We start from the raw sequence: 16,589 nt of genomic DNA, 5'->3' as shown, positions 1-16,589 counted from the left end.
GGTATTGGTGAGTCGAGGCGCTTTGCCGTCTGCGGCGTTGTTGTCTCGGCTTGGATGTCACTTTAGGGGCTAGCCGATAAAGGGACAATTCCCTAAACTCGAGAATCATTGATTCTAAAATAGGGACAATCATGGATCGCATCGAATGCATGCGCGCCTTCGTGGTGACGGTCGGCGAAAACGGCTTCGCGGCCGCCGCCCGGGCCATGGACGTGCCACGCTCGAAAGTCAGCAAACAGATTCAGGCGCTGGAAGAAGCCATCGGTGTGCAACTGCTGCAACGCACCACCCGCAGCCTGCACCTGACCGAGGCCGGTGCCGAATATTTCGAAGCGGCGCGGGAAGTGATTGCGGCGCTGGACGAGGCCGAGCAGCGGGCGCGGGACGGAGTTGGCGAATTGCGCGGGGTGTTGCGGGTGAACGCGCCGATGTCGTTCGGCTTGCGGCGGCTCGGCAAGCTGATTCCGCTGTTCCACGAGCAGCACCCGAACATCGAGCTGCAACTGGTGCTCAGCGACCAGCAGGTCGATCCGGTACGCGGCGGGTTCGACGTGACCATCCGCATCGCCAGCCTGCCCGACTCGACCATGATCGCCCGGCAACTGGCGCCCGCGCCGCGAATCATGGTCGCTTCCCCTGCTTACCTCGAACGCGCGGGCACGCCGCAGTCACCGCAGGATCTGCGCTCACATCAATGCTTGAACTACGGCTATCTGCAGAGCGGCGTCAGCCTGCACCTGTGCAACGGCAAAGAAACGCAGCGCGTCAACGTGACCGGGCCGCTGCATGCCAATAACGGCGACCTGCTGGCGCAAGCGGCCGAGGCCGGAATGGGCATTGCGCTGCTGCCGGACTTCATCGTCGAAGAGGCACTGGCGGCCGGGCGGCTGGTGCCGGTGCTGTGCGAATGGCAGGCGCCGGCGATCACCATCAACGCGGTGTATTCGTCAGCGCGACGAGTGCCACAGAAGACTCGGGCGTTTATCGAGTTTCTGGTGGAGCAATTGGCGCCTCAGGTATGAGCGACTGCCCGGCTGCATCACGCGGATCCCTGAACATCAGGTAAAGCGGTTCGAGCCCAGAACCCTGTGGAAAAACCACGACATAGTCGTCAAAGCTAACCGTTGAGAGATCCTGGAAGTTTTCGAGCGAAGGCACGGCGCTGGATTGAACGAATTCCAACCGGTTTTCAACATCAGGAGCAAACAACATTGTGGTGTCCAAAGGGGTGGGCGTACTCCAGCTCACCGAAACCGCTGAAGCGCCATCTGCGGTGAAATCGTAAGTCTGCGAGTGTTCATTCCAGGCAGCAGATCGCACCCTGACACCGGGCGATATCGCAGAGCCATTCGTCGGCGTAATGAGCACCTGATGCAGCGTTTTTATTTCTCGCAGACTTCGCGACAATCTTCGAGTCGGTACCGAACAGGTTCCGCTGCTCATTCGAAATGGCAAGTCTTTCTCTGCCCGAGTCGCAGACAGGTATTGCCAATCCACGCCTTCAACCGGAATAAATTCGGACACTGGAAGGCAAATCCCATAGAGCCCCGATTCGGCACGGCTGAAAAAGTCGAACTCCAGTATCGCGGCATATTGACCTTGATGGACTGCGTCGCCCGAGGTGACTTGCCAGGTAAACTCAGCCACCGCCGAACGAATGGCTTTTTGCAGGTCGACACGATGGTTTTCCAATGACGGCGAAAGTGCATCCTCGACAAGGATCGCCGGGCGCGCGTCGACGAAAGCAAGCGGCGCAAAGAGCCGCGCAGGGTCACCCCCCGCCTGACGACGCAAATCGACAAGTCGACTCTGGGCCGTTGCCAGCAATGATTCGCTCTGCACGTTTGCGAGACGCTGATTGAAGACGTTCACCTTCGCGATGGAACTGTCGTAGATCGTCGAGAGTTGCTGGGCGATACCTTGCCATTGCACATGCAAGGTTTGAGCGTGCACCACATCACTGCGGGCGCCATCCCTTGCAAACTTGATGCGTAGTTGCAGGGTAACAAAGCGGCGAACGGCAGACCTCGCACCGAATTCGGCCGCCTCCAGCGCTCGGATAGCCGCTGCACTTACATCTACTCCAGATGGAGAACCTTGTTGTTCAAGCAAATGTTTGAAGCATTGCTCCTGGGCTGCAAAGGCTGTTTGTACTTTTTGCTCCGCGATGGACATATCAGTGGAAAACGTCTTGATGTCCACAAGGTTTTGCGCGATGCGCTGCTGTGTGATTTGTGCCCAATCGAACGGAGCATTCGGGCGAGCGTGAGACAGATTGGCAGCAGGCATCGCTTGTCCCTTGAACGCGGCGCGGCCCTGTTGCTGGTGCCAGTCCTTGACGAAATACACCACCGTGTCGGCCTGATAAACGTTGTCGAACTCATCCCGTGGCGGATAAAACAGCAGGTCGGCACCTTGGGGATGACCCGCTATCTGGTCGAAGTGATTGATCAATCGATCGTGATCCTTTTTGGGCACATCGACGGCCCAGATCCGGTCGACCAGTGCCTGGAACTCCGGCTCGGTGTAATCGCCGAGCGTTGATTTGAGTTTCATGGATTTAAACTTCCTTGTAGGTCCGCATGACACCGGAAGGCATTCAAGCGAATGCCCTCCATCCTTGGTCACTTGCTTCAAAGTTACTCAGGTTTGAAGCCAGGTTTGTTATTGAGTGCGCGCCACTCTTTCACTTCTTTCAGGATGCCTTCGGGGCTGTCTTCACGTCCTTCCTTGGGGTAGAAGATGACGTCCGAGCGGTCGGGGTGTTCGGTGACTAACTCGAAATGTATTACGCGCCTCATCATGTAGCGATCAAACTCGTCACCTGACAGTTCCTCCCCGCCCTCAAAAAGTTCTGTAAGAAACGCTCGGAATTCGGACTCTGTGTAGTCTTCGATACGTGCAGTATTTTTCATCGCATATCCCTTTCCTTATGAAAAATCATTCCGGCTTAAATCCCCGCTTATCGCTGAGCACGATCCATTCTTTCACGACACGCAGAACACCTTCAGGCGAACTTTCCTGCCCCTCTTTCGGGTAAAAAATCACATCCGAGCGATCAGGATGCTGCGCCACCCGCTCGAAGTGCTCTACTCCCTTGAGTATGAAGGCGTCGTAATTGTCAGCAGACATATCATCTCTTTCTTCATAAAGAGCGCGCAGAAACTCTAAAAACTCCACCTCTGTGTAGTCTTCAAGGCTGTCTTTAAAAATCACAATAGATCTCCGGCAAACACCATTCAGTCACTTAGCTTTACTACTTTTCCACCAAGGTGAAAACTAACGTTTTGACTTGCATGTCAGCGGTATATTGAAACACCACCTTTTTACCTGGATAGGTATTTTGATCGAGTAGATAGGACTCCCAACCTCCAGTTTGCCCCATTGGCTTGGGCATTTTTATTGGCCCCCGGGTCTCCATAGCCGCTCCAAAAATTGCATGAACATCGGTTTGTGTCATAACCGACTTAAAAGGCGTTGGAAGATCACCTTCGTACATGACAGTCATAGGCATCGTCTTGACCAAGGTGATGAATACGCTCTCCAGCTTCTTGGACTCAGCCAGAAATGTCAGTTCCACACCGTTTTCAATCTCAAGATCTTGCAAGTCACACCCCGGATATAGCTCCACCAGAGGTTGTTCATCAAGCAATCCCTGTGTGACTAGAGCCCCAAAAGGAAGCCCTACGCCTGCAATAAGCTCACTAACCTTCAAAGAATTCATCAATACCACCCCTGCTCTTTGTGAAGAACATGTAGTTTTTTACGTCCAGCTTCAACTTCCGCCTCAGCAAACCCTGCTTCCAACAATCCAGTTTTTATCGCATCAAAATTCTGATCGACTGAACTCTCTATATCGATCGCATCTTGCCCTTGTTTTGAAGATGTATTACGCCCTCCGTAGGTTTCACTAAATTTTCTATGCACATTGAACGGTATGGCAATGCTAGGAGCCCGTTGAAGAAAATTTCGACGCTCACGCGGCGTCATATGGGGAAAATTATTCCGCAGGTACAACTCCAACGCCTTCTGCGAAGGAATATGGTCAATATCCAACCCATCCCCCCTGCTTCGCCCACTGAGTTCGTTATAGGGCCCCACCTCCAGCGGCTCAACTGGCGGCCCGGCAAACACCAGATCCGGCGACGGCAGCTCCATATCCCCCGGGAACCCCGGAATACTCGCACCCGCCTGCCCTTCATCAACAGCCGGAAACGTCTCGTTTGCCGGTAGGATCGGGATGAGCGGGTTGCCGGGATAAGCCGTGGGTGTCGAGGGGGAAATCGGTGTGGTGGTCGGTCCGAGGAGTTCGCTGCCCGGCGGCACCAACGGGATCCAGGTTCCAATGCCCACTGGAGGAATCGGCCAAGGCTGGACGGCGGGTAGAACGCCACGTCGTCCGTGGGCACTTTGCGGCGCGACGATGCTGATCCGGTCGAGGTTGAACGGGTTCTCGCCGACTGATGCATCATCCTGAAAGCGCAGTTCGAACTCGCGGCGCTCGCCCACCCATGTGCTTTTCGGCGCATAAGGGGCGAAACCTTGCTCGACGCGTTTTTTGTTGACCTTGTCGAATTGGCTGGTCAACGCGGAATGCTCGCCGAGTGTTTGCCACAACACTTGCTCAAACGTGCCGAACGACTGAACCTCCCTCCCGCGCAACTGGTCGCCCATCTGACTGGGAATGGCTGCACCGGTGCTGCGGATGGCCGTGTTCCACCAGTCAGCCGTCGCGGGTTGACCGTTACCGGTGACGACACCCGCGCCCAACGGTGGCAGGTTGAAGGACAGGTACATCGGCGCCGAACCCGGCACGCAGATGATGCAGTCCTGAATGCGCAGGTCGGCGCCCTTCGGCAAGTCCTGAACAACCGGTGGCAGCAATGCTATCCGGCCCTGGCTCGGAACCTCTTTGGTGATGCTCGCATCGGACGTGAACTGCAGGTGCCGGGGCGGTGAACCGGGGACTTCTGCGGTGTAGTTTCCCGTCAGCGGATCAGGCACCGCGTTGATGACCGGCACACTGGCGCTGATCTCCTTGCCGGTGGTGACCGCAATGACGGCGGTGCCTTGTGGTACGGCATCGGGTTTGAGCCGATAAGGCATGTCCACCGAGCCGCCGGAATCGGCGATCGAGCGCAGCGCCCGCTCATCAGAAAGCCCCAGCGCTTGGGCAGGCACGGCGACAGACTGAAACAATCGTCGTCGCTGCTCCGGTGTCAGTTCTCCATCGCCCAGCGTTGGCGAATACACCAACCCGCCGATCAACACCGTGGAGGGATGGGGAACCAGCATGGCGAGGGGAAGGTGTTTGATCGCTTGCCGTACACCTGCCTCGATGAGTGCACCCGCTTGCTGGGCAACGAGTGCCCCGGAACGCGTCAACACCATCGCGCCGTGCGTCATCGACGACAGCGGGACGGTCAGCGTGTTGGCCTGCCGGGTGCGACTGACCCGAGCATCTTCATCAGCCTGTTGCTTGAATCGAACCCGTGCCTCGCGCTGCGCAGCGTATTGACGCTGAGCCTCCCAAACCGCTTCCCTCGCACGCCAGACCACGGTCTGCTCGGCATGATGCCTGGCTAGCGCAGCAGACTTTTCCCGCAGGGTATGGATCTGCGAGGTCAATAATTGCGCTTCATGAGCGGCGTTGTACGCGGTTTCCCAGATCCGGTGGCCGTCATCAAGCGCTTGGCCAAACTGGGCGATTCGAGTCAGATAGTCATGGGACGAGCGCGTCAGCGGGTCATGACCATCAAAGGAAAGGGCTGCCGCGTTCTTTAAATTGAGATCTGCGGATTTACGAGCGAGCAGCCCGTCGATTTCGCCTTTTTCCTTCGTGATCAGGTAAAGCTGCCAGCGCTCGCTGTAGCGGCTGTCAGGGGCCCTGCGCGCCGCCAAAATCTCCTGATCCAGAAGCGGCGCAAGTTGCCTGGCTCTTTCGGCAAAGCGACGATCGACCTCGGCCCTGATGGCGTCATGTCGCTGCGCCAATCCCGCCAGGAACTGCATCAGCGCTTGATGACGCGCCTGTTCCTGAGCCTGCGTGGCAGCGGCCTGTGCCTGTGCTGCTGCTTCTTGTGCCTGAGCCGCCGCTTGAGCTTGTTCTTGCTGTTGTTTTTGCCGGTGTGCCGCTTTGGCCCGCGCCCGAGCCTTTTGCTTGCTCTTGCTGACCTTGCCGAAGCCGCCCGATACCCCGCCACCGCCCCCAAAACCACCGCCCGATCCGCCACCCGAAGCGGGCGGCCCGGTTCGGATGACGACGCTTCCCGACGTTCCATCGTTGAAATTGTTCTGTGCCATACAGTCACTCCTTGTCTGTAAGGCACAGCGTGTCGATCAAGCGGTAGTCAGGTGCGGTACATAGTTATCGCGGTGGAAATAAGGGGTTGATGGACGATTCAGCCAATAGCCTGCGGCTTGCGAATCCCCAACCGGCTGATCCACACCGCCGCCAGAATCACGCTGCCACCGAGGAACAACCGCCCGAGTTCTTCATGCTGATTCCAGATCAGCAGGTTCAGCAGCAGCCCCACCGGCACGTGCAGGTTGTTCATCACCGCCAGGGTGCCGCCGTTGACCAGGCACGCGCCCTTGTTCCACCAGTACAGACCGAGTGCGGTCGAGACCAGGCCGAGGAACACCAGCACGCCCCATTGCAGCGGCGCTTCCGGCAGGAAGTTGGATTTACCGAACAGCAGGAACGCCGGCAGCGCCACCGCCAGTGCACCGAGGTAGAAGAAACCGAAGCGCCGGTAATGCGGCAGATCGCTCGGGTGTTTCGCCACCAGATGCTTGTACAGCACCTGCCCGGCGGCGTAGGTGAAGTTGGCCAGTTGCAGCAGCAAAAAGCCCATGAAGAAGTCCGGGTTGATCCGGTCGTAGCGAATCACCGCCGCGCCTGCGACCGCCACCAGTGCCGCGATCAGCGCCCACGGGTTGAAGCGTCGGCTGAGCGCATCTTCGATCAGCGTCACGTGCAGTGGCGTAAGGATCGTGAACAGCAGCACTTCCGGCACCGTCAGCACCCGGAAGCTCAGATACAGGCAGACGTAGGTCACGCCGAACTGCAACGCGCCGATCAGCAGCATTCCGCGCATGAACGCCGGTTCCACCGAACGCCAGCGGGTCAGCGGGATAAACACCAGCCCGGCCAGCACCACACGCACCAGCACCGCGAAGTAGCTGTCGACATGACCGGCCAGGTATTCGCCGATCAGACTGAAGGAAAACGCCTGGATCAGCGTGACAAAAAGTAGATAGCCCATGCTCGCCTCGATTTCGAATGGCGGCGACGATAGCGTTTTTTGCCGGCCATCGCTAAATCCCGGGCAAAAAAAAGCCCGATCTCGCTAAAGCGTTCAATCGGGCTACAGCACTCAGGAGCAACAAGTGCAAAGGGAGGTTCGATGCGCGTAGAGCCTTGAAGGGGTTGCGCCAGGTCACTAGAACAATCGGCGATTATCTGGCGATTAACATATCAAGCGACCTGGGACAGTTTGGCGTTGGCCTGGTTGAGGCCTTTCTCCTGGAAGTCGCCGCCCAGGTTCATGCCTTCGGCGTGGATAAAGGTCACGTCATTAATGCCGATGAAGCCCATCACCTGACGCAGGTACGGTTCCTGATGATCCGCCGGGCCACCGGCATAGATGCCGCCGCGAGCGGTCAGCACGTAGGCACGCTTGCCGCTGAGCAGGCCTTGCGGGCCGGTTTCGGTGTATTTGAAGGTCACGCCGGCACGCAGTACGTGGTCGAGCCAGGCCTTCAGGGTGCTCGGAATGGCGAAGTTGTACATCGGGGCGGCCATCACCAGCACGTCGGCGGCCAGCAATTCATCGGTCAATTCGTTGGAACGGTCCAGCGAGGCCTGCTCGCTGTCGTTGCGCTGCTCGGCGGACTTCATCCAGCCGCCCAGCAGGTTAATGTCCAGGTGCGGCACCGGGTTCACGGCGAGGTCACGTACGGTGATCTGATCGGCCGGATGCGCTGCTTTCCATTGACTGATAAAGGTCTGGGTCAGTTGACGGGAAACCGAGTCTTGCTGGCGGGCGCTGCTTTCGATGATCAGAACGCGGGACATGTTGTGTAGCCTCCATCCGAGAATGTTGTAAGTCGATGGAGTGAAGGTTAAACAGTGCCGTATCGATGAAAAAGCGCAAATAATTGCTGCAAAGCATCGAAAAATTCGTTTAGATGCAAGCCTTATCCTGTGGGGGCCCGCTCCCACAGGCCCTTGACGCTATTTCGGGGTGCAGCTCAGCTTGATGCGCAGCTTGATGATGGTCCGGGTGAACTTGGCCGTGGCGTTCTTATGCTTTCCCGCAGCCACTTCGATGTTGCGGGTACGCGGCGCTTCCGGGCCGTTGGTGAACACCACCTTGCAGGTCGCGTCGACGTCGCCGTAGTTGTTGACCTGGATGGAGCCGATGTCGTTATCGGTGTCGAACGCGTTGTAGTCGATCTTGAGGCCGTTGAGATCTTTCTCCACATCGATCGGGTACGCGAACGCAGTCAGCGGAAGCAGCGCCAGCAACACACAACAGAATTTTTTCATTCGGCAGTCTCCATGAGGGACCGCCAGCTTAGGACAAGAGGAGCTATTGATGAAAGCGCCCCGCGTGACCCTTGATCAATGGCGAACGTTGCAGGCCGTGGTCGACCACGGCGGATTCGCCCAGGCCGCCGAGGCCCTGCACCGCTCGCAATCGTCGGTGAGCTACACCGTCGCCCGCATGCAGGATCAGCTCGGCGTGCCGCTGTTGCGCATCGACGGGCGCAAGGCTGTACTGACCGAAGCCGGCGGCGTGCTGCTGCGCCGCTCGCGACAGCTGGTGAAACAGGCCAGCCAGCTGGAAGACCTTGCCCATCACATGGAGCAGGGTTGGGAAGCTGAAGTGCGGTTGGTGGTGGACGCCGCCTACCCCAGCGCCCGTATCGTGCGCGCATTGACCGCTTTCATGCCGCAGAGCCGTGGCTGCCGCGTGCGTCTGCGTGAGGAAGTGCTGTCGGGCGTCGAAGAAGTGCTGCTCGAAGGTGTGGCCGATCTGGCCATCACCGGTCTGAGCATTCCCGGTTACCTCGGCGCGGAATTGAGCGATGTCGAATTTGTCGCCGTCGCCCATCCTGACCATGCGCTGCACCGGCTCAACCGCGAGCTGAGCTTTCAGGACCTGGAAACCCAGATGCAAGTGGTGATCCGCGACTCCGGCCGCCAGCAACCCCGGGACGTCGGCTGGCTCGGCGCCGAACAGCGCTGGACCGTCGGCAGCCTCGCCACGGCCGCGACGTTCGTCAGCAGCGGCCTGGGATTCGCCTGGCTGCCACGCCACATGATCGAGCGGGAACTGAAAGACGGCTCACTCAAACTGCTACCGTTGGACAGAGGCGGCAACCGCAACTCCAGTTTCTATCTGTATTCGAACAAGGACAAACCCTTGGGCCCAGCCACGCAAATCCTGATCGAACTGCTGCGCACCTTCGACACCCTGCCGCTGGACGCACCGTTCGCCGCCCCCGAACAAGCCTGACACGGAGTTCACCGATGGCGTATTTCGAGCATGAAGGTTGCAACCTGCACTACGAGGAATATGGCCACGGCGATCCGTTGCTGCTGGTTCACGGTCTGGGCTCCAGCACGCTGGACTGGGAAATGCAGATTCCCGCGCTGGCCGCGCATTACCGGGTGATCGTCCCGGACGTGCGCGGTCACGGCCGCTCCGACAAACCCCGCGAGCGCTACAGCATCGCCGGCTTCAGTGCCGACATTGTCGCCCTGATCGAGCATTTGAAACTCGGCCCGGTGCACTACGTCGGGCTGTCCATGGGCGGCATGATCGGCTTCCAGTTCGCTGTCGATCAGCCGCGGATGCTCAAAAGCCTGACCATCGTCAACAGTGCCCCCGAGGTCAAGTTGCGCAGCCGCGACGATTACTGGCAGTGGTTCAAGCGCTGGAGCCTGATGCGCCTGCTCAGCCTCGCCACCATCGGCAAGGCCCTTGGCGCCAGGCTTTTCCCCAAACCGGAGCAGGCGGATTTGTGCCAGAAGATGGCAGAGCGCTGGGCAAAAAACGACAAACGTGCTTATCTCGCCAGCTTCGATGCGATTGTTGGCTGGGGGGTTCAGGAACACCTTTCCCGGATCACCTGTCCAACCCTCGTCGTCAGCGCCGACCGGGACTACACCCCCGTTTCGCTGAAAGAAACCTATGTCAGACTGCTGCCCGATGCGCGGCTGGTGGTGATCGCCGATTCACGCCACGCCACCCCGCTCGACCAGCCCGAACGCTTCAATCAAACGCTGCTGGAGTTCCTCGCCACAGCCGATAATCACCCTCAGGATCACTGACCCATGCTGAAAAAACTCGCCCTCGCCGCCGGCACCGTGCTGTTCGCCGCCAACCTGATGGCTGCCACGCCGGCAAAAGCGCCGCACGTGCTGCTGGACACCACCAACGGCCAGATCGAAATCGAGCTGGACCCGGTCAAGGCGCCGATCAGTACCAAGAACTTCCTCGAGTACGTCGACAGCGGCTTTTACAACAACACGATTTTTCACCGCGTGATCCCGGGTTTCATGGCCCAGGGCGGCGGCTTTACCCAGCAGATGCAACAGAAAGACACCAAGGCCCCGATCAAGAACGAGGCCAGCAACGGCCTGCATAACGTTCGCGGCACCCTGTCGATGGCCCGTACCTCCAACCCGGATTCGGCCACCAGCCAGTTCTTCATCAACGTGGCCGACAACGCCTTCCTCGATCCGGGCCGCGACGCCGGTTATGCGGTGTTCGCCAAAGTGGTCAAGGGGATGGACGTAGTCGACATCATCGTCAACTCCCAGACCACCACCAAACAGGGCATGCAAAACGTGCCGATCGACCCTGTGATCATCAAGTCGGCCAAGCGCATCGACTAAGCTTTACAGGGCATATCGAGCGGCGCTGGCTGATGTCACGCCGCTCACACTGATAAAAGGAGAGCCCGTGCTCCGGGCGGTTATCTGATGCTCTATCGCCGTTTCGAACAACTGATCGACATATTCCGCGATGCTCCGACGGCCTCTCCGCCGGACCGCGTTCTGCCCTTCTACACCTATTACCTGAAGCAGGTCTGGCCGAGTTTCGTCGCCCTGCTGATCGTCGGCCTGTTTGGAGCCCTGATCGAAGTGGCGCTGTTCAGTTATCTGAGCCGCATCATCGACCTCGCCCAGGGCACGCCGAACGTCGACTTCTTCAAGGTGCACGGCGTCGAACTGGCGTGGATGGCGGTGGTAGCGTTACTGCTGCGCCCGCTGTTTCTGGCGCTGCACGACATGCTGGTACACCAGACCCTTAGCCCGAGCATGACCAGCCTGATTCGCTGGCAGAACCACAGTTACGTGCTCAAGCAGAGCTTGAACTTCTTCCAGAACGACTTCGCCGGGCGCATCGCCCAGCGCATCATGCAGACCGGCAACTCGCTGCGCGATTCCGCCGTGCAGGCGGTGGACGCGTTGTGGCATGTGCTGATCTACGCGATCAGTTCGCTGGTGCTGTTCGCCGAGGCCGACTGGCGCCTGATGATCCCGTTGCTGACGTGGATCGCCGCCTACATCGGCGCGCTCTATTACTTCGTGCCACGGGTCAAGGACCGTTCGGTGGAAGCCTCCGACGCGCGCTCGAAACTGATGGGCCGGATTGTCGACGGCTACACCAACATCGCCACCCTGAAGCTGTTCGCCCACACCAACTTCGAGCAGCACTACGCCCGCGAAGCGATCCAGGAACAGACCGAAAAAGCCCAACTGGCCGGCCGCGTGGTCACCAGCATGGACGTGGCCATCACCACCATGAACGGCCTGTTGATCGTCGGCACCACCGCGCTGGCCCTGTGGCTGTGGACGCAATCGCTGATCAGCGTCGGCGCCATCGCCCTGGCCACAGGTCTGGTGATTCGCATCGTCAACATGTCCGGCTGGATCATGTGGGTGGTCACCGGCATTTTCGAAAACATCGGCATGGTCCAGGACGGTCTGCAGACCATCTCGCAACCGGTCAGCGTCACCGATCGGGAGCAAGCCAAACCACTGGCCGTGGCCCGTGGTGAAGTGCGTTTCGAGCATGTGGATTTTCACTACGGCAAGAAGAAAGGCATCATCGGCGACCTCAACCTGACCATCAAACCCGGCGAGAAAATCGGTCTGATCGGCCCCTCCGGCGCCGGCAAATCGACCCTGGTCAACCTGCTGTTGCGCCTGTACGACGTCGAAGGCGGGCGGATCCTGATCGACGGCCAGAACATCGCCGAAGTCGGTCAGGAAAGCCTGCGCGCGCGGATCGGCATGATCACCCAGGACACTTCGCTGCTGCACCGTTCGATCCGCGACAACTTGCTGTACGGCAAGCCCGACGCCACCGACGCCGAACTCTGGGAAGCGGTGCGCAAGGCCCGTGCCGATGAGTTCATTCCGCTGCTGTCGGACGCCGAAGGACGCACTGGATTCGATGCGCATGTCGGCGAACGCGGGGTGAAACTGTCCGGCGGTCAGCGTCAGCGGATCGCCATTGCAAGGGTGCTGCTCAAGGACGCGCCGATCCTGATCATGGACGAAGCGACCTCGGCGCTGGACTCTGAAGTCGAAGCGGCGATCCAGGAAAGCCTGGAAACCCTGATGCAGGGCAAGACCGTGATCGCCATCGCCCACCGCCTCTCGACCATTGCCCGCATGGACCGGCTGGTGGTGCTGGAAAACGGCAAGATCGCCGAAAGCGGCAACCATGCCGAACTGCTGGCCCACGGCGGATTGTATGCGCGGTTGTGGGCGCACCAGACCGGAGGGTTTGTCGGCATCGATTGATCCTGCGTCAAAACACAAAAACCGCCAGAGCCCTTTAACCACGGGCTCTGGCGGTTTTTTATCGCCTGCTGGAAATCCCCTGAAACCCTGCTGTAATCAGCGAAGGCTCCGGAACGGAACCTGTCGTAAGTCTGCAGGGACGCACCACTGGATGCAGTCTCGATAGCACGCCTATCAAGGACTCTGTCATGTCTCTGTTCAAACGTTCAGTCACTGAGTTGTTGGGTACGTTCTGGTTGGTGTTGGGCGGGTGCGGCAGTGCGGTCATCGCCGCGTCTTCACCTGTGGGTATCGGCGTGCTGGGGGTCGCCCTGGCGTTTGGTCTGACGGTGCTGACCATGGCGTTTGCCATCGGCCACATCAGCGGCTGTCACCTCAACCCGGCCGTGTCGGTCGGTCTGGTCGTCGGCGGTCGGTTCCCGGCCAAGGAACTGCCTGCCTACGTCATCGCCCAGGTAATCGGCGGGATTCTGGCTGCGGCCCTGCTCTACCACATCGCCAGCGGCAAGGAAGGTTTCGACATCGCCGCAGGCCTTGCCTCCAACGGTTATGGCGAACACTCGCCGGGCAAATACTCGATGGCATCCGGCTTCGTCACCGAGCTGGTGATGACCGCCATGTTCGTGGTGATCATCCTCGGCGCCACCGACAAACGCGCCCCGGCAGGTCTGGCACCGATCGCCATCGGCCTGGCCCTGACGCTGATTCACCTGATCTCGATCCCGGTCACCAACACCTCGGTCAACCCGGCCCGCAGCACAGGCCCGGCGCTGATGGTCGGCGGCTGGGCCATCGCCCAGTTGTGGATGTTCTGGGTCGCGCCGCTGCTGGGAGCGGTGGTCGGCGGCGTGCTCTATCGCTGGCTGGGCAACGAAGACAGCTGAAGGAGCCGGCGAGGATCAGGCTTGCCGATACGGCAAGGCGCTCCTCGCCTCTTCGGCATAGGCCAGTACACCGGCGCGCTCCTGGTGCAGAAAGTCTTTGACCGCGGCTTTCAAACCGGGATGGCGCAGGTAATGCCAGGAATGGGTGATCACCGGTTCGAAGCCGCGAATCAGTTTGTGCTCACCCTGGGCACCGGCATCGAAACGTTGAAATCCATTGGCAATCGCATAGTCCATGCCCTGATAGAAACAGGTCTCGAAGTGCAGCCGGTCGAACTCGGCCAGGCATCCCCAATAGCGTCCGTAAAAACTGTCGCCGCCCACCAGGCTGAACGCCATCGCCACCGGCCGTGAGCCCTGCCGGGCCAGGACCACGCGAATCGATTCCGGCATGCGCTCGGCCAGCAGGCTGAAGAATTCCCGCGTCAGGTACGGCGCCTGCCGGCGTACCGCGTAGGTATTGGCGTAACAGGCGTAGACAAAATCCCACTGCGCCTCGTCCAGCTCGCGGCCTTCCAGCCATTCGAACTCGAAGCCCTGCCCCGCCACTTGCTCGCGCTCCTTGCGCATCTGTTTGCGCTTGCGTGAGGCGAGCACGTCGAGGAAGTCCTGAAAGTCGCGGTAGCCGCGATTCTGCCAGTGGTACTGACAGCCGATGCGTTGCAGCCAGCCCGGTTGCTCGGCCATGGCGGCATCGGTGAACGCGTCGGTGAAATTGATGTGGGCGCTGGAGAGCGCTTCGATTTCCAGATACCCCGGCAGGCTCTTGAGCAGTTCGAATCCGTCCTCGACATTCGCTGCCAGCAACCGTGGGCCGCTGACCGGACTGAAGGGCACCGCGCTCAAGAATTTGGGGTAGTAATCGATGCCGGCCCGGGCGCAGGCATCGGCCCAGCCGTGGTCGAACACGTATTCGCCGTAGGAATGCCATTTGCGATAACCGGGCAACGCCGCGATCACCCGCCCCGCTTCGACGTGCAGCAAATGCTCCGCTTGCCAACCGGTGTGCGGGCCGACGCTGCCGCTGTCCTCCAGCGCAGAAAGAAACGCATGGCGCAGAAACGGCTGGTTTTGCGGGACCAGAACATCCCAGTCGGACGCTGGAATTTCCGACAGTTTGTGCAGACGTTGCAGCGGCATTTTCCTCTCCACTTTCGGGCGTGAACGCCCGGCGAGTATCGCTGATCGGCCGGGCGTTGCCCACGTCAGATTGCGCGACAGCGCTCTGGATCAATAGTTCACGGCCATTTTGTATCGTCATCAACCTGCCATCATCGTGCCACTGCTCTGTCATAAACCATCGCGATACTGGCGCCTGTTTTTAGAGCGCCGGGTTCTACCCCGGACACTGTTTTCCGACCGTCAAACCGTCGGTTGTGCCCAGGATGGTTCAGCCATCCCCTTTTCATCTTCGGAGATTGCTATGCGTCTTGCTTCCACGAAAACTGCGGCGGCCCTGTGCGGTGGCCTGTTGCTGGCCATGAGTGTACCGGCCAGTGCCGCAGTCGACGCCAAACTGCTCGACATGCTCAAGGCCAACGGTTCGATTTCCCAGGCGCAGTACGTTGAGCTGCAAACTGAACTGGCCAAGGATCAGAAGGCTCAGCAAATCGCGCAGCAGGCGCAGCAAGAGACCAACGAGCAAATCGCGGCGACCGCGAAGAAAACCAACGAGCTCAGCAGTTTCGACCAGAAACTGGCCTGGGCCGCCAAGACCCAGTTCAAGGGCGATGTGCGTATCCGTCAGGAAACCATCAAGATCGATGGCGAACCGAATAACGGCGGCCGCGACAAGGATCGCCAGCGCATCCGTGCCCGTCTGGGTGCGTACACCGAGATCAACCCGCAAGTCGACACCGGCATCCGTATCGCCACCGGCGGCGGCGACGACGCCCGTTCGACCAACCAGGACCAGGACAACTACTTCGACAAGAAGCAAATCTGGCTCGACCTGGGCTATATCGACTACCACCCGGATCAGATCAAGAACCTGCACATCATCGGCGGCAAGATGCTGCAACCGTGGGTGAGCATGGGCGACGTGATCTGGGACAGCGACATCAACCCGGAAGGTCTGGCCGTTACCTACAAGTATCCATTGGGCAGCAGCGTCGAGCTGTTCGGTAGCCTGGGTAACTACAATCTCAAGGACAACGTCGACGGCGACGGCGTGCAATTCCGTCATGACCTGCGTCTGACCGCCGGCCAGTTGGGCAGCCGCTTCGCCATCACCGACAACCTGAAACTGACCCTGGGCGGCAGCGTCTACGCTTACCAGAACGACGAAGACAGCCGTTGCACCGGCACCTCCACGCCGTGCGCCCTGGCCGTCAACGGCAACTCGGCGAACAACGAATTCCGTCTGTACGAAGGCTTCAGCCAGGTCGACATCGGCGGCCTGCCAATGCCGCTGTCGTTCTACGGTCAGTACGTGAAGAACAACGATGCAGTGACCGATCAGGACACCGCATGGCTGGTGGGTGCCAAGTCGAAAGTCTTCGGCCTGAACCTCGACTACAACTATCGTGATGTTCAGCGCAACGCTGTGGTCGGCGCCTTCACCGATTCGGACTTCGCCAACGGCACCACCGGTTCCCGTGGCCACAAGTTCAAGGTCGGTTACGACATCGACAAGAACTTCGCCATTGGCGCGACTTACTTCCTGACCAAGGCCGACTTCTCCAGCCGTACCCAGCGTGATGCAGACACCAACACCCTGCAGCTGGACGCGGAAGCGAAGTTCTAAAAAATCAGCGACAAGCGGCAAGTTTCAAGCTGCAAGTGAATGCCTCACTTGCAGCTTGAGGCTCGCAGCTTGAAGCTGCTTTTGTTCAACAGACTGGCGCGGCCGCAGCGATCCCCATCATCCGTTC

The 16,589-nt window shown here is 59.4% G+C and carries 16 protein-coding genes; 7 read left to right on the top strand and 9 right to left on the bottom strand.

Features of this window, described 5'->3' with window-relative positions:
- Window positions 1-131 precede the first annotated feature (131 nt).
- A complete protein-coding gene (locus tag QLG12_RS06020) occupies window positions 132-1,022 on the top strand; it encodes a LysR family transcriptional regulator (protein WP_197871741.1) in 891 nt (296 codons plus the stop codon).
- Here the strand turns inward: QLG12_RS06020 and QLG12_RS06015 are convergent.
- The 8 genes from QLG12_RS06015 to QLG12_RS05980 all read right to left on the bottom strand — a co-directional run bounded on the left by QLG12_RS06015 (window position 982) and on the right by QLG12_RS05980 (window position 8,554).
- Window positions 982-2,556, bottom strand: coding sequence for a bacteriocin immunity protein (locus tag QLG12_RS06015; RefSeq protein ID WP_282474122.1), 1,575 nt, complete (start codon window positions 2,554-2,556; stop codon window positions 982-984). The genes QLG12_RS06020 and QLG12_RS06015 overlap by 41 nt on opposite strands.
- A gap of 83 nt (window positions 2,557-2,639) precedes the next feature.
- Window positions 2,640-2,915, bottom strand: coding sequence for a bacteriocin immunity protein (locus QLG12_RS06010; protein ID WP_192560051.1), 276 nt, complete (start codon window positions 2,913-2,915; stop codon window positions 2,640-2,642).
- A 25-nt stretch (window positions 2,916-2,940) separates the two neighbouring features.
- Window positions 2,941-3,216: a bacteriocin immunity protein gene (locus tag QLG12_RS06005; protein WP_197871745.1), complete on the bottom strand. Its 276-nt coding sequence runs from the start codon at window positions 3,214-3,216 to the stop codon at window positions 2,941-2,943.
- A gap of 40 nt (window positions 3,217-3,256) precedes the next feature.
- Window positions 3,257-3,724, bottom strand: a complete 468-nt coding sequence (locus QLG12_RS06000; RefSeq protein ID WP_192560049.1) for a DUF6392 family protein — start codon at window positions 3,722-3,724, stop codon at window positions 3,257-3,259.
- The gene (locus QLG12_RS05995) at window positions 3,724-6,303 is read right to left on the bottom strand and encodes an S-type pyocin domain-containing protein (protein WP_282474121.1); all 2,580 of its coding nucleotides are present in this window, start codon (window positions 6,301-6,303) and stop codon (window positions 3,724-3,726) included. Before QLG12_RS05995 ends, QLG12_RS06000 begins: the two co-directional genes overlap by 1 nt.
- A 98-nt stretch (window positions 6,304-6,401) precedes the next feature.
- Window positions 6,402-7,268 (bottom strand): carboxylate/amino acid/amine transporter, encoded by an 867-nt coding sequence (locus QLG12_RS05990; protein WP_282474120.1) that lies wholly within the window; start codon window positions 7,266-7,268, stop codon window positions 6,402-6,404.
- 212 nt (window positions 7,269-7,480) lie between these two features.
- The gene (locus QLG12_RS05985; RefSeq protein ID WP_011332962.1) at window positions 7,481-8,080 is read right to left on the bottom strand and encodes an FMN-dependent NADH-azoreductase; all 600 of its coding nucleotides are present in this window, start codon (window positions 8,078-8,080) and stop codon (window positions 7,481-7,483) included.
- A gap of 159 nt (window positions 8,081-8,239) precedes the next feature.
- Window positions 8,240-8,554: a hypothetical protein gene (locus tag QLG12_RS05980; RefSeq protein ID WP_011332961.1), complete on the bottom strand. Its 315-nt coding sequence runs from the start codon at window positions 8,552-8,554 to the stop codon at window positions 8,240-8,242.
- Window positions 8,555-8,603: 49 nt separating this feature from the next.
- Here QLG12_RS05980 and QLG12_RS05975 point away from each other — a divergent pair, with 49 nt between their 5' ends.
- The 5 genes from QLG12_RS05975 (at window position 8,604) to aqpZ (ending at window position 13,716) form a co-directional block, all read left to right on the top strand.
- Window positions 8,604-9,527 (top strand): LysR family transcriptional regulator, encoded by a 924-nt coding sequence (locus tag QLG12_RS05975; RefSeq protein ID WP_011332960.1) that lies wholly within the window; start codon window positions 8,604-8,606, stop codon window positions 9,525-9,527.
- Between the two features lie 14 nt (window positions 9,528-9,541).
- Window positions 9,542-10,345 (top strand): alpha/beta hydrolase, encoded by an 804-nt coding sequence (locus tag QLG12_RS05970; RefSeq protein WP_197871751.1) that lies wholly within the window; start codon window positions 9,542-9,544, stop codon window positions 10,343-10,345.
- Between the two features lie 3 nt (window positions 10,346-10,348).
- Window positions 10,349-10,912 (top strand): peptidylprolyl isomerase, encoded by a 564-nt coding sequence (locus tag QLG12_RS05965; protein WP_064383181.1) that lies wholly within the window; start codon window positions 10,349-10,351, stop codon window positions 10,910-10,912.
- Between the two features lie 87 nt (window positions 10,913-10,999).
- On the top strand, window positions 11,000-12,832 hold the full coding sequence (locus tag QLG12_RS05960) for an ABC transporter ATP-binding protein (RefSeq protein ID WP_085655495.1): 1,833 nt from the start codon (window positions 11,000-11,002) through the stop codon (window positions 12,830-12,832).
- Window positions 12,833-13,020: 188 nt separating this feature from the next.
- Window positions 13,021-13,716 carry an aquaporin Z gene (aqpZ, locus tag QLG12_RS05955; RefSeq protein ID WP_197871753.1) on the top strand — a complete coding sequence of 232 codons (696 nt, stop codon included), beginning with the start codon at window positions 13,021-13,023 and terminating at the stop codon, window positions 13,714-13,716.
- Between the two features lie 15 nt (window positions 13,717-13,731).
- On the opposite strand, the gene QLG12_RS05950 is transcribed toward aqpZ, so the two are convergent.
- The gene (locus tag QLG12_RS05950; protein ID WP_197871755.1) at window positions 13,732-14,856 is read right to left on the bottom strand and encodes a GNAT family N-acetyltransferase; all 1,125 of its coding nucleotides are present in this window, start codon (window positions 14,854-14,856) and stop codon (window positions 13,732-13,734) included.
- A gap of 283 nt (window positions 14,857-15,139) precedes the next feature.
- On the opposite strand from QLG12_RS05950, the gene QLG12_RS05945 reads away from it, so the two are divergent.
- A complete protein-coding gene (locus QLG12_RS05945) occupies window positions 15,140-16,462 on the top strand; it encodes a putative porin (protein WP_011332954.1) in 1,323 nt (440 codons plus the stop codon).
- The last annotated feature ends 127 nt before the right edge of the window (window positions 16,463-16,589 follow it).

Origin of the sequence: Pseudomonas sp. V88_4, assembly GCF_029967985.1 — a bacterium.
Lineage (GTDB): Bacteria > Pseudomonadota > Gammaproteobacteria > Pseudomonadales > Pseudomonadaceae > Aquipseudomonas > Aquipseudomonas glycinae.
The sequence above is the reverse complement of the archived record's forward strand: the minus strand, read 5'-3'. Positions and strand labels throughout refer to the sequence as shown.